Origin of the sequence: Cryobacterium cheniae, from assembly GCF_004403395.1 — a bacterium.
GTDB lineage: Bacteria > Actinomycetota > Actinomycetes > Actinomycetales > Microbacteriaceae > Cryobacterium > Cryobacterium cheniae.
This window is the reverse complement of the sequence record NZ_SOGN01000048.1, coordinates 26,133-47,561: the sequence shown is the minus strand read 5'-3', so window position 1 is coordinate 47,561 and position 21,429 is coordinate 26,133. Positions and strand designations below refer to the sequence as shown.

The following is a 21,429-nucleotide window of genomic DNA, read 5'->3' as shown; positions in this document are numbered from 1 at the left end:
GTTCTGTTGCCGTGGCCGGTGCCCATGTCAAAGCCTGTGGCAGCACGGATCGCGTGTGTGGCGGCTCTTGTCCTTGTTTCACGTGAAACGGTGGATGCGGCCAGTCATAGTGGGTTGGGGGAGCGTTCGGCGCCCTGGAAGAACTATGCGAATTTCAGACACCTCGATGTGTGGACCCACAGTGCGGAGGGGCGGATATGGCATGGCGACCATGGGGCCAGGGGCTGTGGATCGGTTGCAGGTGAGGGGCCGCTGTGTGGGATGTGGGCGTGTGGGGAGGGGGCGTCGCCAGCGTGGATGAGGCCGTGACATACCTCACGGCCATGGGTGCTGCGATGATTTTTTTGTCTTGGGAGGGGGTCTCGCCAGGCTCGACCACCGACAGGCTCGACCACCGGTAGTGGGGGAGTGGCGGTAGTGGGGGAGTGGCGGAACCATGTTTCACGTGAAACTTGGTTCCGTGGGGTGGGCTAGGAATCCGCGATGGCCGCGCGGGCGAGAGCGTCGTAGACGGCGCCGAGGGACTGCCCGGAAGCCTCGATGCTCTGGGGCACCAGGGAGGTCTCGGTCAGGCCCGGAAGCACGTTCGCTTCGAGGAACCAGGGAACGCCGTGCGCGTCCACGATCAGGTCGATTCGCGAGATGTGGCGTAGTCCGAGCAAATTGTGGATGGCAACGGCGGTCTGGGCCACAAGGGCCGCTACCTCCTCGTCGATCCGGGCCGGCGTGAAGAACAGTGTTTCGCCCGCGTTGTACCGTGCCTCGAAGCTGTAGACACCATTTAGCGGGACGATCTCCACGGCCGGCAATGCGACGGGGCCGTCACCGATGTCAATGACGGTGACCGCGAGTTCCGTGCCCTCCACCTTCTCCTCCACGAGGGCGACCGAGGCATACGTGTAGGCATCGACCATGGCGCGTGGGAGGCCGGCGGGCGTGTCGATGATGCTGACACCCTGGGCGGAGCCGCCCTCGGCAGGCTTCACCACGAGGGGCGTGGGCAGGGCGGTGAGGAGGTGCTCCAGGACACTGGCGGCGCCGAGATCCCGGAATGTCTCGGTGGACAGTGCGATGGAGTCGGGGGTGGCATAGCCGGCCCGGCGCACGAGCTCCTTGGCGATCGGCTTCGACCAGGCCAGACGGGCAGGGCCTCCTCGGGATCCCACATGTGGGATCCCGGTGGTCTCCAGCAGGGCGAGAAGTGCGCCGTCTTCGCCGGTGGCGCCGTGCACGACCGGCCAGATCACGTCGGGCTTCCGATCGGTCAGATCAGCGAGCAGCCCGGCCTGGGGGTCCAGCAGGGTGACGGTGTGGCCGAGGCTCGTCAGGGCATCCGCAACCCGGCGACCGGAACGCAGTGAAATGTCCCGTTCATGCGAGATTCCGCCCGCGAGAACAACGATGTCAAGTGCCGAAAAATTGCTCATGGTCAGGGCTTTCCTTGCTATTGTCTGTTCTGGAGACCGGGGGAGTCGAACTACAGGATGTCGGCGGGTGGGGAGCTGAAGCGGCCGTCTTCGCGCAACGGGTTCAGGGAACCGGTGCCGGCGAAGGTCTCGAGCAGGTCGAGTTCGTCACGGAGCACTGTCGCAAGACGGCGGATGCCGACCCGGATGTGATCCGGCGTCGGATAGCAGAACGAGAGGCGCATGTTGCGGCGCCCGTCACCGTCGGCGAAGAACGCGGTGCCCGGCGTGTACGCCACGAGCTCCTTGACCGCCCGCGGGAGCATGGCCTTGGAGTCCAGACCCTTGGGGAGAGTGACCCAGACGTAGAACCCGCCGTTGGGATTGGTCCAGGTGAGATCGGGCAGGTATTCCTCGAGGGCGTCCAGCAGTGCGTTCTTGCGCTCATGGTAGACCCCGCGGAAGGTGTTGATCTGGCCCTTCCAATCGGCCGTCGCCAAATACTCGGAAATGACCAGCTGGCTGAACGAGCTGGGGGAGAGCACCGCTGCCTCGTTGGCGAGCACCAGCTTCTCCCGGATGGCGTGCGGGGCCAGGGCCCAGCCGACCCGGAAGCCCGGCGCGAGGGTCTTGGAGAACGTGCCCAGGTAGACGACGCCATCCTCTTCGACCGAACGCATCGCATCCGGTGCCGGCCGGTCGAAGTAGAGCAGGCCGTAAGGGTTGTCCTCCAGCACCAGGATGTCGTTCTCCCGGGCGATCTCGAGGATCTCGAGACGGCGGGCCCAGCTGAGGGTCACCCCGGCCGGGTTGTGGAAGTTGGGGATCGTGTAGAGGAACTTGATGGTCTTGCCGGCGCCTTTGAGACGCTGGATGTGTTGGCGGAGCGCTTCGGGGATCAGCCCCTGCTCATCCATGGGGACGTGGTCGACCTCGGCTTGGTACGACTTGAAGATGACCATGGCGGTGACGTAGCTGGGACCCTCCGAAAGCACCACGTCTCCGGGGTCCAGGAAGAGCTTGCTGACCAGTTCGAGAGCATGCTGCGACCCCGTTGTCACGACGACGTCATCGGCGTGCGCACGGATGCCCTCAAGGGCCATGACCTCGAGAATCTGCTCCCGCAGAACGGGAACTCCCTGACCAGAGCCGTATTGGAGGGCCACGGGGCCCTGCTGACGCATGACCCTGTCCATGGCATTGATGACCAGGTCGGGCGGTAGGGCGGCAACGAAGGGCATGCCGCCGGCCAGGGAGACGACCTCGGGCCGGGAGGCCACCGCGAAGAGGGCCCTGACCTCGGAGGCGCGCAATCCCGCGGCGCGCTCGGCGTAGTGGTGGTACCACGGGTCGAGGTTGTTGCCGGTCTGGGGGGAGCGCTGTGCGGTCACGTCACTTCCGATCTGGTGAGGCTTCAATCGTATGGGGTTGGCCCCATCGGGCCCGAATCCCAAAAAACCCGCCCGGCGTGAGCCGGACGGGTCAGGGCCTCGGAAGAGGCAGGGCTGGTCAGGCCAGGTAGGCAGCCAGATCCTTCTCGAGGGCGACCTTCGGCTTGGCGCCGATGACCGTCTTGACGACCTCACCCTTCTGGAACACCTTCATTGCCGGGATGGAGGTGATCTGGTACTTGGCGGCGAGTGCCGGGAAGTCGTCGACGTTCAGCTTGACGATGTCGAGCTTGTCAGCGTTCTCGCTGGCAATCTGGTCGAGGATCGGGCTGACGGCGCGACACGGGCCACACCATTCCGCCCAGAAGTCCACCAGAACGGTCTTCTCGTTGTTGATGACTTCCTGGTCGAAGGTGACGTCGGTGACGGCGCGTGCAGACATATGGTTACTCCTTGATTGAGGGATGCAGTGAGTTCGATGATGGTTTACGCGAGTGCAGGTTCGCCGGCACTGGCCAGCAGATCCTCGGGAAGAGAGGACAGGTAGTGCTCTGCGTCCAGTGCGGCAACGGTTCCGGATGCCGCGGCGGTCACGGCCTGGCGATAGGTCGGGTCGATCACGTCTCCGGCGGCGAAAACACCGGTTTGGCTGGTCTTTGAGCTGCGGCCGGCGACGGCGATGGTGCCCTCGGGGGTCAGGTCGAGCTTGCTGTGCACGAGGTGCGTGCGTGGGTCGTTGCCGATGGCCACGAAGATACCACCGAGGGGAAGCGAGGTCTCGTCGCCTGAGACCGTGTGGCGCAGAACCAGGCCGTCGACGGCATCCAGGCCCGTGATGCCGACGACTTCAGAATTCCAGATGAATTCGATCTTGGGGTTGGCGAACGCACGTTCCTGCATGATCTTGGAGGCCCGCAGCGTGTCCTTGCGATGCACGACGTAGACCTTGCTGGCGAAGCGGGTGAGGAAGGTGGCCTCTTCCATGGCGGAGTCGCCGCCGCCGATGACGGCGATGGTCTTCTCTTTGAAGAAGAACCCGTCGCAGGTGGCACACCAGGACACGCCCCGGCCGGAGAGGCGCTCTTCGTCTTCGAGGCCGAGCTTGCGGTAGGCGGAGCCGGTGGCGAAGATCACGGCGAGGCCCTCATGCTTCTCACCGCTGCCCAGCGTGACGGTCTTGATGTCTCCGGCCAGATCCAGCTCGGTGACGTCGTCGTAGACGACCTCGGTGCCGAAACGCTCGGCCTGCTCCTGCATCTTGGCCATCAGGTCGGGGCCCATGACGCCGTCGGGGAAACCCGGGTAGTTCTCCACCTCCGTGGTGTTCATCAGCTCGCCGCCGGCTTCGACCGAACTGGCGATCAGAAGCGGCTTCAGGTTCGCCCGGGCGGCATAGATCGCGGCGGTGAAACCGGCCGGTCCGGAGCCGATGATGATGATCTGACGCACGCGTAGACTCCTTCGNGGGGGGGGGGAAGCGATCTCGATTGCCTCGCTGCCGGGTACAACACATCCTAATCCGATGCTATTCCGTGCCTCCTGAGTGCCGGTCAGGCTCCCGCTCAGCGGCGACGGATGCGGGCGACCAGGGGATCGACGAAGACGCGCAGCTCGGCGGTCCGCAGGATCAGCAGCAGGCCGAAGTAGACGGCCGACATGGCCAGTCCGATGACGATCATGGACAGGACGGCCGGGAGCTTCCCCGACAGGGCGAATCCGGCCTCCCGAACGCCGCCGAGTGCGAGCAAAAGCAGAACGCCGGCCAGGATGGCGGGGACGGCAGCTACCGCGTAGGTGGCGAGGCTGCGCAGTATGCGCCGGCCGTCGATGCCGCCCAGTCGCCCGCGCAGCAACCACGCCGCCAGCAGGGCCTGCAGGATGCCGGACACCGTCACCGTGAGGGCGACGCCCGCGGCGATCCAGGCGCTGGGCAGGAGCGCGCAGGCGAGGACGCCGGCGATGACCAGCACCACCTGGAACAGGGTGAAGAAGAACGGCGTGCGGGTGTCCCCGAGCGCGTAGAAGGTGCGCTGGACGACGAACAGGACGCAGAACGCGACGAGGCCGAGCACGTAGGCGATGATGACGTTGCCGATGCTCTGCACCTGGTCGTAGGGGGCGACGAAGACCCGGGCGAACGGGTAGGCGCAGACGGCGATGACGGCCGAGGCGAGCATGATGATCAGGGTGGTGCCGCGGATGGCGGACGAGGCATCCGTTCTGACCAGCGCCAGCTTCCCCACCGAGGCGTGCTCGCTCATCCGGGTGAAATAGGCGGTGGCGACCGAGACGGTGATCACCGAGTGCGGGAGCATGAAGATGAGCCAGGCCGTGTTGAGCGCGGCCACCGAGGCGTCGGAGTCGCCGGCGAGGGTGACGACCCGGGTCTCCACGATTCCGGCCAGGGTGGTCAGCAGGAGCATTCCGAAGGTCCAGCTCGCCATCCGGCCGGCCACGCCGAGACCGACGCCGCGGAAGCGGAAGTCGGGGCGGAAACGCAGGCCGATGCGGTGCCAGAAATAGAACAGGACGACCGCCTGCAGCACGACCCCCAGCGTGGCACTCCCGGCCAGAACCGCGATCATCGCGGGCGTGAATTCGGTGGCCGACCGGGCGCCGTTCGGGTCGGCTCCGTAAAGCCCGGAGAAGATAAGCAGGCCTGCGATGGCCACGACGTTGTTGAGCACGGGAACCCAGGTGAATGGACCGAATGACTTGCGGGCGTTGAGAACTTCACCCAGTACCGTGTACAGGCCGTAGAAGAAGATCTGAGGCAGGCACCAGAATGCGAACGCCGTGGCGAGGGCCAGCGATTCCGGCTTCATGTTCGACCCGTAGAGCAGGGTCAATACGGGGGCGAGGGCCGTGGCCGCGACGGTGGTCGCGGCCAGGATGACCAGGGCGAGTGTGAGGAGCTTGTTGATGTAGGCGGTGCCGCCGTCGGCGTGCAGGCTGGCGCGCACGATCTGCGGCACCAGGACGGCCGTCAGGACCCCGCCGGCAACGATGACGTAGATGGTGTTCGGAAGCTGGTTCGCCACGGCGAAGGCGTTGGTGCTCTGACCGACCTGGCCGATCACCCCCGCCAGCACGATCAGCTTCACGAAGCCGAGGATGCGCGAAACGATGGTTCCGGAGGCGAGGAAGGCGCTTGCCCGGCCGATGCTGTCGGTCTTAGTCACGGGGCTCCGTCGGTACATCGCCCGCGCGGGCGGGGGTCAGCGGGTCGGGTGCCGCGTCGGCGGGTCCGGACTCGGGTTCGAGGTCAGGTGCAGGTTGGGCTGCGGTCCCTGCCTGAGGTTCAGGATCGTCACCTGTGTCAGGTTCATCCCCTGCCTCAGGCGCGGCGCGTTCGCGCCGGCGCCGAAGGAAATTGCGCCACACCCCGAAACCGAAGAAGAGCACCACGAACGCGGCGAACAGGAGGGAGCCGAGCCCTTCCCAATCCGCGCGCACGTTGATCGGGATGAGGGACGGCTGCGAGATGATTGTTCCCGCCGGGGTGAGCAGGGTCACGCGCAGGGTGACGGCACCGTTTCCCACCGCGGCCGTCACTGGAATGGTCACGGTGCGGGCGGACTGGGCTTCGATGGTGGATTCGACCGCCTCGCCGACCAGGAGCCGGCCGTTGGAGGGGACGACCCGCACCATCACCGTCACGGCCTGGTTCAGGGCGTTGTCCAGGGTCACCGGAATGTCGACCTGACTGCCGACCACATTGATGGGGCCCTTGGTCGCGACCGTGATGGACTCCAGCAGTCCCGTGGATGCCGCGAGACTGGTGCCGACGGCATCCGTCCAAGCGGTCTCCTGGGGCACCCAGGAGGTGGACAGGAGGGCCATCAGGTCCAGGCGCTGCGTACCCGTGACAACCACCGGGTCGGACAGTGCGGAGGAGAAGTCGGTGACCTCTTTTTCGCGCTCGAGAAGGCGGGTGGCCAGAGCCACGCGATCCTTCGGCTCGGCCTGACTGTCGAACGTGACCTCCTCGGCGGGGACGGATGCCCGCACCTCCGGCAGGGTGGACGGCGCGTACCACAACAGCCCGGCCAGAGCGTCGATGGTATCGGTGAGTCGCTCTGCGCTGGGCGGCCAGCCGCGGTCGAGAGTGGCCAGGAGAGTGCGTTCGGTTCCGGGACGTTCGGCCGAAACCACCGCCAGCTGAGAGCTGACCTCCGACATGGCTTCGCGCCACGAGTCATCCGTGGTCGCCGCTGCCGCGGTGCGCAGCGCGGCAGCCAGAGGGTCGTCGACAACCAGACCCAGACCCTTGCCGGTACCGAGACCAATGGGCGCGTCGGGGGTGAAGTCGGGCGCGGCCCCGGAGGCGTTCGAACCCCCCAGGATCGTTGTGTTCAGGCCACCGGCCATGAAGACGTCGAGGTCGGCACTGGCGACGGCGCCCTCGGCCGGCCAGCCAATGTCGGTGGCGCTATATTCCCAGGCGAGCAACTCTTCCGAGGTAGGCGGTGTGCCATCGCTCGGGGTCGCGGGCTGGTCGGTCGACGGAACGGGTGTTCCGGTGGCCGATGAGGCGCCGGGGTCGGATGGCGGTGACTCGGCCTGGTCCGTCGCGGCGAACAGGGCCGGGTCGATCGACTGCTCAAAACTGGTGGGCGCCAACAAGGACTCAGCCCCGGCCTGGGCCTGCAGGGCCAGATCCGTATCTGCATAGCTGAGCGGGAATATATCGTTGGGAGCCTGGTCCAGCCGGTTCAGCCAGGCGATCGCGCCGGGCGGTGCCGCCCGGCCGAGGATGCGGATGGAGGCGATGATCATCGGGTCGATGGCGATGGTGACCGGGCCGCCGACGACGCCGTCGAGCTGGCGGCTGAGCACACCGGTCGGGGCGGTGAAGGCTTCCAGGGCCTTCGCCGTGATCAGGCCCGTCGCCTGGGCGGGGACCGTGATCGGCATGATCACCGACAGGTTCACAGGGGTGACCTCTTCATCGGAGTACCAGACGAAGGTGCCCCGGCCCTCGGCGCGGACCTTATCGCCCGTGTTCAGGGTGGCCGCGATGCCGCGGGCACCCCAGGCATTGCCGCTGGTGAGGCCCACGGAGTCGGCCGGCACCGTCAACGTGAAGATCTCGGTGCTGTCCGGCTGAATCGACACCGTCATGGGCTCGCTCAGCATGAGGTCGCCGGGTTTGCTGGACTTCTCGGGATCCAGCCAGCCGTTGAGCGTGTTGCGGCTGATCAGTGCACGTTCCGCGAGGAAGAGGTCGATGGTTCCGGCGGGAATCGTGTTGGAGGTCGCGTTCTCGACGGTGACGGTGACGATGAGGTCCTGGCCGGCCCGGAGGGGTTCCAGTGTCGTCGGGGCCACGCTCAGGTTCACCGCATTGGACGATGCGACGGCGGGGGTCTGTGTGGTTGCCATGGTGGGCACGGTTGCGGATGCGGGCAGACCGGCGGTGACCGGCAGCGCCCCCGCCAGCAGGCCGATCAGAACGGCGCCGATCGGCCTCTTCGTGCGTGACCAGAGGCCCCGCACCGTTCCGGGGAGTGCGGGCCGATGCTTAAGAACAGACTCGGCCACCATGTAGGGGATTCTACGGCGTCGAGCCCGGGATCACGCCGCACCGGGGAGTCGACGACGCTCCAGCAACTAACATGGGGGTCATGCAGAGCGTTGCGACAGCCCTCACGCGGCTGGGTGACCTGGCTGCCACCCCGACCGTTTCCCGACTGGCGACCGCGTTCCATGAATCCGGGCATGAACTGGCCCTGGTCGGCGGTCCAGTCCGCGACGCGTTCCTCGACCGGCCGATCAACGACCTTGATTTCACGACGAGTGCCACGCCGGACCAGATCCTGCAAATCGTGAAGCCGATCTCGGATGCGCACTGGGACATCGGACGCGCTTTCGGCACGATCGGTGCCAGGATCGCCGGCGAAAAGGTGGAGATCACCACCTACCGGTCCGATAGTTACGACGGTCAGACCCGCAAACCCGAGGTGGTTTTCGGTCACCGCCTCGAGGATGACCTGCTGCGCCGCGATTTCACGGTGAACGCGCTGGCCCTGCGTCTGCCGGGACTGACTCTGGTTGACCCGGCGAACGGTATCGACGATCTCCTGGCCGGTGTTCTGCGCACGCCGATCTCCCCGGAGATTTCGTTCGGCGATGACCCGCTCCGCATGATGCGGGCGGCCCGGTTCACGGCCCAGCTCGGATTCACGCTCGACGTCGACACCGCGGAAGCGATGGAAGCGATGGCGGACCGCATCCGTAATATCTCGGCCGAACGCATCGGAGACGAGCTTTCGAAGCTGCTGTGTGCGGACGACCCGCATGTCGGGATCGAGCTGCTGGTGGATTCCGGGCTCTGCGACCGGGTGATGCCGGAGATTCCCGCCCTCCGACTCGAGGTCGATGAGCACCACCACCATAAGGACGTCTACCAGCACACGTTGACGGTGCTGGATCAGGCCATCGGCTACGAGAAATCCCGCGGCAGCTTCGACGGTCCCGACCTGATCGTGCGATTGGCGGCGCTGTTGCACGACATCGGCAAGCCCGGGACCCGCAGGCTTGAGCCGGGCGGAGTGGTCAGCTTCTATCACCACGACCTGGTCGGCGCGAAGCTCGCAAAGAAACGGCTGCGTGCCCTCCGTTTCGACAACGACACGATTTCCGCCGTGGCACGCCTGACCGAACTGCACCTGCGCTTCTTCGGCTACACCGAGGGCGCCTGGACGGACTCCGCGGTGCGGCGCTACGTGCGGGACGCCGGCGACCAGCTCGAGCGACTGCACATCCTGACCCGCGCGGATGTCACCACCCGCAACCGCCGCAAAGCGGACCGGCTCGGCTTCGCTTACGACGACCTGGAACAGCGCATCAAGGAACTCGCCGAACAGGAAGAGATGGCGGCCGTGCGCCCGGATCTCGACGGTGAGCAGATCATGGCCGTGCTCGGTGTGGGGCCGGGCCGCGAGGTCGGCGAGGCGTACCGTTACCTGCTCGAGCAGCGACTGGATGACGGGCCGCTCGGTGAGGAAGAGGCCACGCGCCGCCTGACCTCCTGGTGGGCCGAGCGCGGGCGGTAGGTGCGCTCAACGGGCTCGTCGCCGCGCTGCCGTTTCGCCGAGGCTCGCTGTTTGTGCCGAGAGTAGCCAAGCGGGTGGCGACTCTCGGTTGAATCGGCGACATTCGAGAACCAGTGGAACTGCGCGAGGGGATTTACGACTATCCCTCCACAGGTCGTCCGCCGTCGATTTGGGCCACAGGAGCCGCCATTGCGATCGGAGAAAGTGGGCCGCACCACCAGCATGGGGCTATGAATCCTGACTCCCCGCATGACTGGCGGCCACTGAATCTCGGTCGTGACGCTCGGCTTCTCGGCAGCGATGGGCGCCCTGTTCAGCGGTTGGTCGGCTCCGGTCAAGCGGTTCGCCTGCGGCGTGGCGTTGCCGTCGACGCGACCGGCTGGGACACGATAAGCGATCGCGATCGGTACTTCCTGCGTATGCGCGCTGTGGGGGCCACCAGAAAGTCTCAGCCTGTCTATTCCCACCAATCGGCTGCTGTCCTGTGGGGCCTGCCCATCATCGGCCGATGGCCCGACGAGGTCCACCTCATGGCGAACGGTAAAACCGGCGTGCACTCGAAGAACGGGGTGACCTGGCACCACGATCGACTGCCCGACCAGGATGTCGTGGAGATCGATGGGATGCTTGTCACGAGTCTCCTGCGTACCCTGATCGATATGGCGCGAACGGTGGGATTCCTGTCAGCGGTCGCCGCGCTCGATCAGGGAACGAAACCTCAGTTCATCCTGCCGAATGGCAGGGCCGCGTTCGGGATCGACCGCGACATCCTGCTCGATCGACTCGACTCCGATGGACCCACGCGTGGGGCACGAACCGCTCGGATCGCCATTGCCTTCTGTGACAATCGTTCGGGTTCGGTGGGCGAGTCCCTCAGCCGGGGACAGATTCATCTGTGCGGATTCCCGCCCCCAGAACTGCAAGTCTCCTTCGTGCACGAGGACAGGCAAGAAGACATCACGGACTTCCGGTGGGTACGGAAACAGGAGACCCGCACGCACCGCCTCCTCGGCGAATTCGACGGCAAAGTCAAATACACGCGGGATGCCTTCATGAGCGGGCGCACCATTGAAGAAGTCGTTTGGTCGGAAAAGCTCCGCGAGGACCGGCTCCGCGGGACCGGGCACGGAATGGCGCGATGGATCTGGTCGGTGGCGCTGCGCCGGGAGAGCTTGCTAAGGCTTCTTCTTGCCGCGGGGTTGCGTCCCGAACCGGGGAAACGTCCTGTCGGAGAAGTGAATGTCGCCGTTCGTGCCCAGAATCGCCGATAGAACGGCGATGATCGGCACATTCGGCGATTCTCGCGACAACGGTGATGGCGTCCGCGGCAAAGAGTGCGCCAAACGGGTGAGCGGGCGGGGACGGTGGCGGAGGGCCGTCGCATCCGGTAGTCTTGGCAGGTTGTCTGTGCGCCGGATTCCCGGCCTCCGCGTTCAACACATGCACAACCCTCCTGTTGCAGAGATTCTGCAGCCGTTTAGTCCGAAGGAGGTGGGTTAGTCATGCATCAGTACGAGTTGATGGTTATCCTCGATCCCGAGATCGATGAGCGCACCGTAGCTCCCAGCCTTGACAAGTTCCTCAACGTTGTTCGCAACGATGGTGGAACGATTGACAAGGTTGACGTTTGGGGTCGCCGCCGTCTCGCTTACGAGATCAACAAGAAGTCCGAAGGCATCTACGCCGTTGTCGACTTCACCGCGAACGCTTCTGCCACGGCCGAGCTCGACCGCCAGCTGAAGCTGTCGGAAGCCGTCATGCGCACCAAGGTTCTTCGCGCAGAAGAAGGCATTGCCCAGGTTGCCGTCGCAAGCAAGCTTGCCGCCGAGAAGGCCGCCCGCAAGGCAGCCAACCCGAAGGTAATCGCTGCGAAGGCTGAAGCCGCCGCTGCCGCCCCGACCGCCAAGGTCGCCGCGTCTGTGAAGCCCGCATCGGCAGCTGCTGCCGCCGCGGTCAAGGCTGCTCCGGCCAAGGTCGAAGCCCCGGTTGTCGACGCTCCTGCCCCGGCAGAAGCTGTTGCTCCCGCCCCGGCTGAGTCCGCCGACAAGGCAAGCGACAAGTAGCCTGTGGCCGGCGAGACCGTAATTACCGTGGTGGGCAACCTCACCAGCGATCCGGAGCTGCGTTACACGCAGAACGGGCTGGCGGTTGCCAACTTCACCATCGCATCCACTCCGCGCAATTTCGATCGTGCGACCAGTGAGTGGAAAGATGGCGAGTCGCTCTTCCTGCGCGCGAGCGTTTGGCGTGAATTCGCCGAGCACGTGGCCGGTTCGCTGACCAAGGGTACCCGTGTCATCGCTACCGGGCGTCTCAAGCAGCGTTCGTATGAGACGAAGGAAGGCGAGAAGCGAACGAGCATGGAGCTCGAGATCGATGAAATCGGTCCTTCGCTGAAATACGCCACCGCTCAGCTCACTCGAGCGCAGTCATCGTCATCTCCTCGTGGCGGCGGCGCACCTGCCGTTGCCGGAAACGACGAGCCCTGGGCTGCCAGCGCTCCCGCCGCGAACACCGGCGGAGATGTCTGGAACACTCCGGGCAACTTCAGCGACGAGACACCCTTCTAAGCCGAGCCCTTCAGGCTCTTGGCTGAAAACACTTCTTAAGAAAGTAAGGAAATCATGGCTGGAAAGTCGAGCGGCGACCGCCGCAAGCCGCTCCGCGGAGCTAAGGGTGGCAAGAACGCCGCTCCCGCGAAGTCGATCCGGGTTGGTGTCATCGATTACAAGGATGTCCCCACCCTCCGTAAGTTCATCTCCGAGCGTGGAAAGATCCGCGCCCGTCGCATCACCGGTGTTTCCGTTCAGGAGCAGCGTCTCATCGCCCGCGCCGTCAAGAACGCTCGCGAAATGGCGCTGCTGCCCTACGCCGGTTCAGGCAGGTAGGACACCTCATGTCAAAAATCATTCTGACGCACGAGGTCTCAGGCCTCGGTGCACCCGGTGACATCGTCGACGTCAAGAACGGGTACGCCCGCAACTACCTCTACCCACAGGGATTCGCTGTGTCCTGGACTCGCGGTGGCGAGAAGCAGATTCAGCAGATCAAGGCCGCCCGCGTAGCCCGCGAGCACGCCACCCTCGAAGAGGCGCAGGCCCTGAAGGCTGCACTCGAGAACGCCAAGGTCAAGCTGGTCGTCAAGGCCGGCGAAGGCGGACGCCTCTTCGGCTCCGTCAAGACGACGGATGTTGCGGATGCAGTTGCCGCAGCCGGTCTCGGTGCCCTCGACAAGCGCAAGATCGAGCTCAGCCCGATCAAGATGACTGGTGAGCACCAGGCAACGGTTCGTCTTCGCGACGAGCTGAGCGCGACCATCACCCTGCTGGTGGTAGCTGCCAAGTAAGCATCACAGCTTTACGCTCGGGTAGCGGTGGGTTCCGAAAGGAATCCACCGCTACACCTGTTTAAGCGATGGCGCACACCCAACCGGGGGTGATTTCGGGCGCCGAACATGAGGCGCTGTACACAGGTTTACCCACACCTCGCCAAGGTTCAACGCGAACTTGAAACACGTTTTCTGCACACGGCTGTGAATAGAATTAAACACTGATCAGAATCTATTTACGTGCGAGAAAACTTAAGTTGTCCACAGTTGATTCCACAGCTTGTGCACAAGACACACGGCGTTTCGCGCAGATTTTCCACAGGCTTATCCACAGGGTGGTTTGTTGTCCACCGAACCGGGTACGTAGGGTGGGCACGCGGCCGCAATCGAGGTGTGCACAGGGTTCGGCGGCGATGTCGGAGGGCCCTGATAGAACTGCACCAGGAATAAAGGAGGCACGAGTGTCGATCTCCCACTTGGGTATGGCCGACAAGCGCGGGGCGGACTCGCGCGGTGGACTGGAAGCCCGGCACACCGAGCGCACACTCCCGCACGACCTCCTCGCCGAGCAGAGCGCGCTCGGCGGCATGATGCTGAGCAAGGATGCCGTCGCCGACGTCGTCGAGACCGTGCGCGCCGCGGACTTCTACATCCCCAAGCACGAGATCATCTTCGACGCGATCCTGTCGCTCTACGCCCAGGGCGAGCCGACCGACGTCATCGCCGTCACCGACGAGCTCACCAAACTCGGCGAACTGTCCCGGGCCGGCGGCGCCGACTACCTGCACACGCTCACCAGTCTCGTGCCGACGGCGGCCAACGCCGGTTTCTATTCCTCGATCGTCGCCGAGCGGGCCCTCCTCCGACGCCTCGTCGAGGTCGGCACCCGCATCGCCCAGATGGGCTACTCCGGCGAGGGCGAGGTGCTCGACCTGGTCAACACCGCCCAGGCCGAGGTCTACGCCGTCACGGGCGGCAGTGAAACCGAAGACTACGTTCCGCTGACGGACGCGGTCACCGCCGCGATCGAGGAGATCGAGGCGGCAAAACTCAAAGACGGCCAGATGACGGGTGTTCCGACCGGTTTCGCCGACATGGATGAGCTCACCAACGGCTTCCACCCCGGCCAGCTGATCATCGTGGCGGCGCGTCCCGCCCTGGGTAAGTCCACCCTCGCCCTCGACTTCGCCCGGGCCGCCTCGATCAAGCACGACATGCCCAGCATCTTCTTCTCCCTGGAAATGGGGCGCAGCGAAATCGCGATGAGACTGCTCGCGGCCGAGGCATCCGTACCCCTACAGAGCATGCGCAAGGGCGCCGTGGACGCGCGCGACTGGACCACCATCGCCGCCACCCGCGGCCGAATCAACGACGCCCCGCTCTACATCGACGACAGCCCCAACATGACCCTGGTCGAGATCCGGGCCAAATGCCGCCGGCTGAAGCAGCGCGTCGGCCTGAAAATGGTCATCATCGACTATCTGCAGCTGATGACGTCAGGCAAGAAGGTCGAATCCCGCCAGCAGGAGGTCAGCGAGTTCTCCCGCGCGCTCAAGCTGATGGCCAAGGAGCTGCAGGTTCCCGTCATCGCCCTCTCCCAGCTCAACCGTGGTCCCGAGCAGCGCGCCGACAAGATGCCGGCCATCTCCGACCTGCGCGAGTCCGGTTCGCTCGAGCAGGACGCCGACATGGTCATCCTGCTGCACCGCGAGAGCGCGTACGAAAAAGACAATCCGCGCGCCGGCGAGGCCGACCTGATCGTCGCCAAGCACCGCAACGGCCCCACCCGCACCGTCACGGTCGCGTTCCACGGCCACTACTCCCGCTTCGCGGACATGGTGCCGGGCGCGTAGCGCCCCGCCGTCGACCGGTCATATTCTCCGGGTGGCACCCGAACCCCACTACGCTACGAACGGGGATGAAAGTGCCGCGCAAGCGTACGGAACGGTCCGTTTTCGCTCGTGGCCGGTCGCCACAAAGGAGACATGCGCGTGAGAGTCGGCATCAGACGAGAACCTCTGCCCGGTGAGCGCCGCGTTGCGGCGACTCCCGAGACAGTGACCCAGCTCACGGCCCTCGGACTCGAGGTTCAGGTCGAGTCCGGCGCCGGCATCGCGTCCGGCCACGGCGACGCCGCCTACACGGATGCCGGTGCCACCGTCGTGCCGCACCTGAACGCGGGCGACCTCGACGTCTACTGCCACGTGCGCCCCCTCGCCCCGGAGTCCGCCGCCACTCTCCGTCCCGGGACCGTCACGGTCGGCCTGGCGTCGCCGGCCTCCGAGCCGGCCACCGTCTCCGCCCTGGCCGCGGCCGGCGTGACGGCCTTCGCCCTCGAGCTGGTCCCGCGCATCTCGCGCGCGCAGTCGATGGACGCGCTCACCTCCCAGTCGCTCGTCTCCGGCTACCGGGTGGTGCTCGAGGCCGCCATCCGCTTCCCCCGCTTCTTCCCGCTCTACATGACCGCGGCCGGCACCATTCCACCGGCCCGCGTGCTCGTGCTCGGCGCCGGTGTGGCCGGACTGCAGGCCATCGCCACGGCCAAGCGCCTCGGCGCCCGGGTCTCGGCCTACGACGTGCGCCCGGCCTCGGCCGATGAGGTGACCTCCATGGGCGGCACCTTCGTGAACCTCGACCTGGACGCCGTCGAAGGCACGGGCGGCTACGCCCGCGAACTGAGCGAGGACCGCGCCGTGCGTCAGCGCGACCTGCTTGCGCCCTACGTGGCCGCCGCCGACGTGATGATCACCACGGCGGCCATCCCCGGCCGCGCGGCGCCGCTGCTCGTCACCCACGACATGGTGGCCGCGATGCGCCCGGGCTCGGTGGTGATCGACCTGGCCGCCGAGACCGGCGGGAACGTCGAGGGCGTCGTCGCCGGCCGGGACACGCCGGTGCCCACCCGGGCCGGTGACGGCACCGTGACGCTGGTCGGCATGAAGGATGCCCCATCCACGATGCCCGCGGACGCCTCACGGCTCTTCGCCAAGAACGTGGCCAACCTGCTCGCGTTGATGACTCGCGACGGCCAGGTGACGCCCGACTTCACGGACGAGGTCGTGGCCGGGGCCTGTCTGACCCATGACGGCACCATCCGGCACGAACCGACGGCCGCGGCCATTTCCGCGGCCGCAGCCGGGACAGGAGAAAACTGATGGATCCGATCACCCTGCTGACCGTCGTCGTACTGGCGGTCTTCGTCGGTTTCGAGGTCGTCTCTAAGGTCTCGAGCACGCTGCACACTCCGCTGATGAGCGGGGCCAACGCCATCCACGGCATCATCCTGATCGGCGCCATCATCGTGGCTGGGCAGACCCTCGAGCCGTGGCTGCTCGCGGTCGCCCTGCTCGCCGTGGTGTTGGCCACCGCGAACCTTGTCGGCGGCTTCGTCGTGACCGACCGGATGCTCAAAATGTTCGCCCCCCGCAAACCGGCCGGCGCCGACCCGAAGGACGCGAAGAAATGAGCCTGCTCACCCCCGAGTGGACCGGTCTGCTCTACCTGATCGCCGCGGTCTGCTTCATCCTCGCCCTGCGGGGACTCTCCTCTCCGAAGACCGCCCGCCGCGGCAACCTGATCGGAGCCGCCGGCGCGCTGCTGGCCGTGATCACGGTCTTCCTCTCCGCGCGGATCGAGAACATCCCGTTCATCCTGATCGCCATCGCGGTGGGGTCGGCGATCGCCGCCCCCATCTCGCGGCGGGTGGAGATGACGCAGATGCCCCAGCTCGTCGCGCTCTTCAACGGGGTGGGCGGCGGCGCCGCCGCGCTGGTCGCCGTGCTGGAACTCGGCAGCAGCGACAGCCTGGGGAGCAAGGTCGCGGTCGTCTTCACGATGCTCATCGGCGCCGTCTCGTTCTCCGGTTCCGCGGTCACCGTCGGCAAGCTTCAGGGACTGATCAGTTCACGACCGCTCATCTTTCCCGGCCTCGCGATCGTGATGGGCGGCGTCGTTCTGGCGGCCCTCATCGCCGGAGGCTTCGTCGTCGCCACCGGTGCGGCCGGCTGGGCCATCGCCCTGCTCGTGCTGGGGCTGCTCGTCGGCGCGTTGCTGGTCCTCCCCGTCGGAGGGGCGGACGTGCCGATCGTGATCTCCCTGCTCAACGCCTTCACCGGCCTGGCGGTCGCGGCCTCCGGCATCGTGCTCGGCAACCTGCTCCTCGTGGTCGCCGGCACCCTCGTGGGTGCCAGCGGCACGATCCTGACCAGGGCCATGGCATCCGCCATGGGGCGGGGCGTGAGCGGGATCCTGTTCGGGGCCTTCAAGGGCGGTTCCACCGCCGGATCGACCACGCAAAGCGACCGGCCCGTGCGCAGCTCCAACGCGGAAGACGTCGCCGTGCTGCTCAACTACGCCCAGCGCGTGGTCATCGTGCCCGGCTACGGCCTCGCCGTGGCGCAGGGCCAGCACACAATCGCCGAACTCGCCACGACCCTCGAGGCGCGTGGGGTCGAGGTCGTCTTCGCCATCCACCCGGTGGCCGGACGCATGCCCGGGCACATGAACGTTCTCCTCGCCGAGGCGAATGTGCCCTACGAGGCGCTCAAGGAAATGGCCGAGGTCAACCCCGAATTCAAGAACACGGATGTCGCCCTCGTCGTCGGTGCCAACGACGTGGTCAACCCGGCCGCGAAGACGTCACCCGGCTCGCCGATCTACGGCATGCCGATCCTCGACGTCGGTGAGGCCCGGCAGGTGGTGTTCCTCAAACGGTCCATGCGTCCCGGTTTCGCCGGCATCGAGAACGAGCTGCTCTACGACCCGAAGACGACGCTGCTGTTCGGCGACGCCAAGGACTCGCTCACCAAGGTGCTCGGCGCGGTCAACGCGCTCTGAATCTGACCGCCGCCCGGTCCCGGCGCACAGGTCCGGGCGGTAGGGTTCAGTCAGGGATTCAACCCCGATCGGGGCGGTCCGGGTGCGAGGGAGAGCCATGACGAGCAGGTGGGCGCGATTCGGTCGCGGCTGGCTGACCGCATCCGTTGCCGTCTTCGTCGCCGCCCTGTCGCACCTGGCCGCCGGCGGCAACGCTCCCGGCTGGCTCAGCGTGGGACTGGCCCTCGCCTTCGCGGGGATCGCGTCCGTTTTCCTGACCGGAAAGAGCCTGTCGCTGCTGCGCCTGTCCCTCTCCGTCGGGGTCAGCCAGCTTCTGCTGCACTTCCTGTTCGGTCTCGGCGGGACCTCCAGCGTGACGATGACGAGCACGTCCCATCATGGCGCGGTCACCCTGGCCGACGCGGCGGCCCCGCACCTGATGCACGCGACGACCGGCTCCCTGTCGGGCGCCTGGATGTGGGTGGCGCACGCTCTCGCCGCTGTCGTCACGATCGCCGCACTGTATCGCGGTGAGAAGACTTTCCGGGCTCTGCTCGAGGAGACGACGAACCGTCTCATCGCGGTCCTGATCGAACGCCTTGTTCCGGCCCCGGTCAGCGCGAATGCGGCGGCGCTGCGCTCGGCCTTCCGCCAGGTCTTCGTGCCGGAGGATCTCGGCGTGCTGCTCTCGAGTGTGCTGCGGCGCGGTCCACCCCTGCGCGGACCGGCCCTCTGACCCCTGCGCTCTGACCCACGAACCCTCTGACGCCCGCCCGAACAATTTCGGTCGCACTCGGTGCGGTCCGGCGTCTGCGCGCCCGGCCGCGGGACGACCGGCACGACCGTGCCCGGTATTCCCGCGTCATCCACCGCCGCACCACTCGCCCGCCACCTATCGGAGACTTCGATGACTCTTGCCCCACAGCGACGCTCGGCAGCAGCCGCAATCCTGACCTTGATCGTGATCGCTCTGTCCATTCTCGGCCCGACGGCTCCCGCGGCGAACGCGCACGACGCGGTGTTGTTGACCGTGCCGACCGACGGAGAGCAGGTCGACGTCGCTCCCACCGAGATCGCCATCACGTTCACGGACGACATCCTCGAGCTCGGCGCCATCGTCATGGTCGTCGACGCCGAGGACGAGAACTGGGCCGAAGGCGACATGCGGGTCGACGGGGCGCAGGCCACCCAGCCCGTGGCAGCGGACCTGCCCGACGGTGCCTACGACGTTCGCTGGCGGGTCGTCTCCGCCGACGGGCACCCGGTGTCGGGCACCTTCGCCTTCACCGTCGGAGCCGTGGCCGAACCCGGGCCGCAGGAGACCGCGGGTGCGACCGCGACGGCCGACCCGCCTCGCGACGGCGATGCGACATCCGCCGCCTTGGAAGAGGACACCGCCGGACAAGGCCTTCCACTGGTCGTGGTGGGCCTCCTCGGCGCCGTGGGCGGGCTCACCGTCTTCGCCCTGTTCACTCTCTGGCGTGCCCGGCACCGCCGCAACCCGTAAAAACCTGAAGCACCTGAAGCACCTGAAGCACCTGATACACCGCACTGTTTCCCGATCACGCCACCACGCACACCAGGAGAACCTCTCATGAAGCTCACCACCGCTCCCACCCGCCTCGCCGTAACCGCCGCCGCACTGATCCTCGCCCTGTCGGGCTGCGCCGGCGCGACCGAAACGCCCGCAGCGACGACCGAAAGCGCCACCTCGGCCGACACCCTGACCATGACGGATGCCTGGGTCAAGGCGAACGAGTCCGGCATGACCGGCGCCTTCGGCCTGCTCGCGAACTCCGGCAGCGCCGACATCACCGTCGTCTCGGCCGAGACGACCGCGGCCTCGAAGATCGAACTGCACGAAACCGTCGCCAACGACGCCGGTGACATGGTCATGCAGGAGAAGCCGGGCGGTTTCGTGGTCCCGGCCGGCGGCTCCATCGAGCTCGCCCCGGGCAGCAACCACATCATGCTGATGGGGCTCACCGGCCCCCTGACGGCCGGCGATGAGACCACCTTCACCCTGTCCCTCGACGACGGGTCGACCCTTGAGTTCTCCGCACCGGTGAAGGACTACACCGGCGCCAACGAAACGTACGAGGGTGGCACCGAGATGGATATGGACGCCGACAACTAGTGAGCCTCGATCCAGAGCACGACAAGCGCGAACAGCCGGGGCCGGCGGCCGGGCCCGGCCGCCGGCTCAGCCGCCGCCATCTCCTCCTGGGTGGTGCGGCCGCGGGGATCGGTGCCGCAGGTGCCATCGGCGTCGACCTCGTCGCCAAGACCGGGAGCGGCGGGTCCGCGCCCCCGCCGGCGCCTCTCGTCAGCGGCACCGATACCGTACCCTTCTTCGGGGTGCACCAGGCCGGCGTCGATACCGAAGCGCAGTCGCGGGTCACGTTCGTGGCCCTCAACCTGCTCGCGGATGTCGACCGGGCCGCACTCAGACGCATGATGCGCATCCTGACCGACGACGCCGCCCGGCTCACCCAGGGAGAGGCCGCCCTGGCCGACTCCGAACCCGAGCTCGGCGTCGTGCCTGCACGGCTGACGGTCACCTTCGGTTTCGGGCCCAGCCTCGTCGCCGTCGCCGGGGGACTGGCTCCCGGCTGGCTGAAGCCCCTGCCCGCGTTCACGATCGACCGGCTCCAGCCGGAGTGGAACGACGGGGACCTGCTGCTGCAGATCGCCGCCGACGATCCGATGACGGTCGCCCATGCCACCCGGATGCTTCTGAAGGACCTGCGTTCCTTCGCGACGGTGCGCTGGGTCCAGTCCGGCTTCCGCCGTGCGGCCGGGTCCGAGAAGCCCGGCACCACCATGCGCAACCTGTTCGGCCAGGTGGATGGCACCGTGAACCCCGTTGCCGGCACGACCGACTTCGAGGCCCTGGTCTGGGACACGGCCTCCGGTCCCCGCTGGATGGTGGGAGGCACCGGCTTCGTCCTGCGGCGGATCAGCATGAACCTGGACAAATGGGACGGGCTCGACCGCTCGGGCCGTGAGTCCACAATCGGGCGCACACTGGCCACCGGCGCACCACTGACGGGCACAAGGGAGCGCGACGAACCCGACTTCACGGCGACCACCGCGCTCGGGTTCCCGGTCATCCCCGAGTTCTCCCACCTGCGCCGGGCCCGGTCCGAGGACACGACCCAGCGCATCCTGCGCCGCGGCTACAACTACGACGACGCGCCCTCCGGGGGCGGGGTTTCCAACTCCGGCCTGCTGTTCGCCAGTTTCCAGGCGGATGTCGACGCGCAGTTCGTGCCCATCCAGACGCGCCTCGACACCCTCGACCTGCTCAATGAGTGGACCACTCCGATCGGCTCCGCGGTGTTCGCGATTCCGCCGGGATGCACGATGAACGGCTATATCGGCGACACCCTGTTCTGACCTCGCCGGGCGCCCGGGCCCGGCGGAGGGCC

General features: G+C 66.6%; 19 protein-coding genes and 1 pseudogene. 14 read left to right on the top strand and 6 right to left on the bottom strand.

The window, feature by feature from the left end; all coding sequences use genetic code 11:
- Positions 1–470: 470 nt before the first annotated feature.
- From E3T23_RS11710 to E3T23_RS11685, 6 genes are all read right to left on the bottom strand, one after another.
- Entirely contained in the window at positions 471–1,427 is a 957-nt protein-coding gene (locus E3T23_RS11710; protein ID WP_134370558.1) for a D-alanine--D-alanine ligase family protein, read from the bottom strand.
- Positions 1,428–1,477: 50 nt separating this feature from the next.
- On the bottom strand, positions 1,478–2,797 hold the full coding sequence (locus E3T23_RS11705; RefSeq protein ID WP_134370556.1) for an aminotransferase-like domain-containing protein: 1,320 nt from the start codon (positions 2,795–2,797) through the stop codon (positions 1,478–1,480).
- Between the two features lie 118 nt (positions 2,798–2,915).
- Positions 2,916–3,239 (bottom strand): thioredoxin, encoded by a 324-nt coding sequence (trxA, locus tag E3T23_RS11700; protein ID WP_104100656.1) that lies wholly within the window; start codon positions 3,237–3,239, stop codon positions 2,916–2,918.
- Positions 3,240–3,283: 44 nt separating this feature from the next.
- Positions 3,284–4,246 (bottom strand): thioredoxin-disulfide reductase, encoded by a 963-nt coding sequence (gene trxB / locus E3T23_RS11695; RefSeq protein ID WP_134370554.1) that lies wholly within the window; start codon positions 4,244–4,246, stop codon positions 3,284–3,286.
- 113 nt (positions 4,247–4,359) lie between these two features.
- The gene (gene murJ, locus E3T23_RS11690) at positions 4,360–5,979 is read right to left on the bottom strand and encodes a murein biosynthesis integral membrane protein MurJ (RefSeq protein ID WP_241977871.1); all 1,620 of its coding nucleotides are present in this window, start codon (positions 5,977–5,979) and stop codon (positions 4,360–4,362) included.
- The gene (locus tag E3T23_RS11685) at positions 5,972–8,344 is read right to left on the bottom strand and encodes a DUF6049 family protein (RefSeq protein ID WP_134370551.1); all 2,373 of its coding nucleotides are present in this window, start codon (positions 8,342–8,344) and stop codon (positions 5,972–5,974) included. Before E3T23_RS11685 ends, murJ begins: the two co-directional genes overlap by 8 nt.
- A gap of 80 nt (positions 8,345–8,424) precedes the next feature.
- On the opposite strand from E3T23_RS11685, the gene E3T23_RS11680 reads away from it, so the two are divergent.
- From E3T23_RS11680 to E3T23_RS11615, 14 genes and pseudogenes are all read left to right on the top strand, one after another.
- Positions 8,425–9,855, top strand: coding sequence for a CCA tRNA nucleotidyltransferase (locus E3T23_RS11680; protein ID WP_134370549.1), 1,431 nt, complete (start codon positions 8,425–8,427; stop codon positions 9,853–9,855).
- A gap of 230 nt (positions 9,856–10,085) precedes the next feature.
- Positions 10,086–11,126, top strand: coding sequence for a hypothetical protein (locus E3T23_RS11675; protein ID WP_134370548.1), 1,041 nt, complete (start codon positions 10,086–10,088; stop codon positions 11,124–11,126).
- A gap of 231 nt (positions 11,127–11,357) precedes the next feature.
- Positions 11,358–11,726, top strand: a pseudogene (gene rpsF / locus E3T23_RS15925) (30S ribosomal protein S6); the annotation flags it as partial.
- A 195-nt stretch (positions 11,727–11,921) separates the two neighbouring features.
- The gene (locus tag E3T23_RS11665; protein WP_134370544.1) at positions 11,922–12,425 is read left to right on the top strand and encodes a single-stranded DNA-binding protein; all 504 of its coding nucleotides are present in this window, start codon (positions 11,922–11,924) and stop codon (positions 12,423–12,425) included.
- 54 nt (positions 12,426–12,479) lie between these two features.
- On the top strand, positions 12,480–12,743 hold the full coding sequence (gene rpsR / locus E3T23_RS11660) for a 30S ribosomal protein S18 (RefSeq protein ID WP_035835236.1): 264 nt from the start codon (positions 12,480–12,482) through the stop codon (positions 12,741–12,743).
- Between the two features lie 8 nt (positions 12,744–12,751).
- Positions 12,752–13,201 (top strand): 50S ribosomal protein L9, encoded by a 450-nt coding sequence (rplI, locus tag E3T23_RS11655; RefSeq protein ID WP_134370543.1) that lies wholly within the window; start codon positions 12,752–12,754, stop codon positions 13,199–13,201.
- Between the two features lie 443 nt (positions 13,202–13,644).
- Positions 13,645–15,036: a replicative DNA helicase gene (gene dnaB, locus E3T23_RS11650; protein WP_134370542.1), complete on the top strand. Its 1,392-nt coding sequence runs from the start codon at positions 13,645–13,647 to the stop codon at positions 15,034–15,036.
- A gap of 138 nt (positions 15,037–15,174) precedes the next feature.
- Positions 15,175–16,338 (top strand): Re/Si-specific NAD(P)(+) transhydrogenase subunit alpha, encoded by a 1,164-nt coding sequence (locus E3T23_RS11645; protein ID WP_134370540.1) that lies wholly within the window; start codon positions 15,175–15,177, stop codon positions 16,336–16,338.
- Positions 16,338–16,649, top strand: coding sequence for an NAD(P) transhydrogenase subunit alpha part 2 (locus tag E3T23_RS11640; RefSeq protein ID WP_134370539.1), 312 nt, complete (start codon positions 16,338–16,340; stop codon positions 16,647–16,649). Before E3T23_RS11645 ends, E3T23_RS11640 begins: the two co-directional genes overlap by 1 nt.
- A complete protein-coding gene (locus E3T23_RS11635; RefSeq protein WP_134370538.1) occupies positions 16,646–18,019 on the top strand; it encodes an NAD(P)(+) transhydrogenase (Re/Si-specific) subunit beta in 1,374 nt (457 codons plus the stop codon). The genes E3T23_RS11640 and E3T23_RS11635 overlap by 4 nt, the downstream gene beginning before the upstream one ends.
- A 97-nt stretch (positions 18,020–18,116) precedes the next feature.
- Positions 18,117–18,734 carry a hypothetical protein gene (locus E3T23_RS11630; RefSeq protein WP_134370537.1) on the top strand — a complete coding sequence of 206 codons (618 nt, stop codon included), beginning with the start codon at positions 18,117–18,119 and terminating at the stop codon, positions 18,732–18,734.
- Between the two features lie 171 nt (positions 18,735–18,905).
- Positions 18,906–19,505, top strand: a complete 600-nt coding sequence (locus E3T23_RS11625; RefSeq protein WP_134370536.1) for a copper resistance CopC family protein — start codon at positions 18,906–18,908, stop codon at positions 19,503–19,505.
- Positions 19,506–19,592: 87 nt separating this feature from the next.
- On the top strand, positions 19,593–20,135 hold the full coding sequence (locus tag E3T23_RS11620; protein ID WP_134370535.1) for a copper chaperone PCu(A)C: 543 nt from the start codon (positions 19,593–19,595) through the stop codon (positions 20,133–20,135).
- Positions 20,135–21,397: a Dyp-type peroxidase gene (locus E3T23_RS11615; RefSeq protein WP_134370534.1), complete on the top strand. Its 1,263-nt coding sequence runs from the start codon at positions 20,135–20,137 to the stop codon at positions 21,395–21,397. Before E3T23_RS11620 ends, E3T23_RS11615 begins: the two co-directional genes overlap by 1 nt.
- The last annotated feature ends 32 nt before the right edge of the window (positions 21,398–21,429 follow it).

Coding starts and splice junctions, on each gene's coding strand:
- E3T23_RS11710 (WP_134370558.1), bottom strand. CDS start 1,427: ATGAGCAATTTTTCGGCACTTGACATCGTTGTTCTCGCGGGCGGAATC.
- trxA (WP_104100656.1), bottom strand. CDS start 3,239: ATGTCTGCACGCGCCGTCACCGACGTCACCTTCGACCAGGAAGTCATC.
- E3T23_RS11685 (WP_134370551.1), bottom strand. CDS start 8,344: ATGGTGGCCGAGTCTGTTCTTAAGCATCGGCCCGCACTCCCCGGAACG.
- E3T23_RS11680 (WP_134370549.1), top strand. CDS start 8,425: ATGCAGAGCGTTGCGACAGCCCTCACGCGGCTGGGTGACCTGGCTGCC.
- E3T23_RS11675 (WP_134370548.1), top strand. CDS start 10,086: ATGAATCCTGACTCCCCGCATGACTGGCGGCCACTGAATCTCGGTCGT.
- rpsR (WP_035835236.1), top strand. CDS start 12,480: ATGGCTGGAAAGTCGAGCGGCGACCGCCGCAAGCCGCTCCGCGGAGCT.
- rplI (WP_134370543.1), top strand. CDS start 12,752: ATGTCAAAAATCATTCTGACGCACGAGGTCTCAGGCCTCGGTGCACCC.
- E3T23_RS11640 (WP_134370539.1), top strand. CDS start 16,338: ATGGATCCGATCACCCTGCTGACCGTCGTCGTACTGGCGGTCTTCGTC.
- E3T23_RS11635 (WP_134370538.1), top strand. CDS start 16,646: ATGAGCCTGCTCACCCCCGAGTGGACCGGTCTGCTCTACCTGATCGCC.
- E3T23_RS11630 (WP_134370537.1), top strand. CDS start 18,117: ATGACGAGCAGGTGGGCGCGATTCGGTCGCGGCTGGCTGACCGCATCC.
- E3T23_RS11625 (WP_134370536.1), top strand. CDS start 18,906: ATGACTCTTGCCCCACAGCGACGCTCGGCAGCAGCCGCAATCCTGACC.
- E3T23_RS11620 (WP_134370535.1), top strand. CDS start 19,593: ATGAAGCTCACCACCGCTCCCACCCGCCTCGCCGTAACCGCCGCCGCA.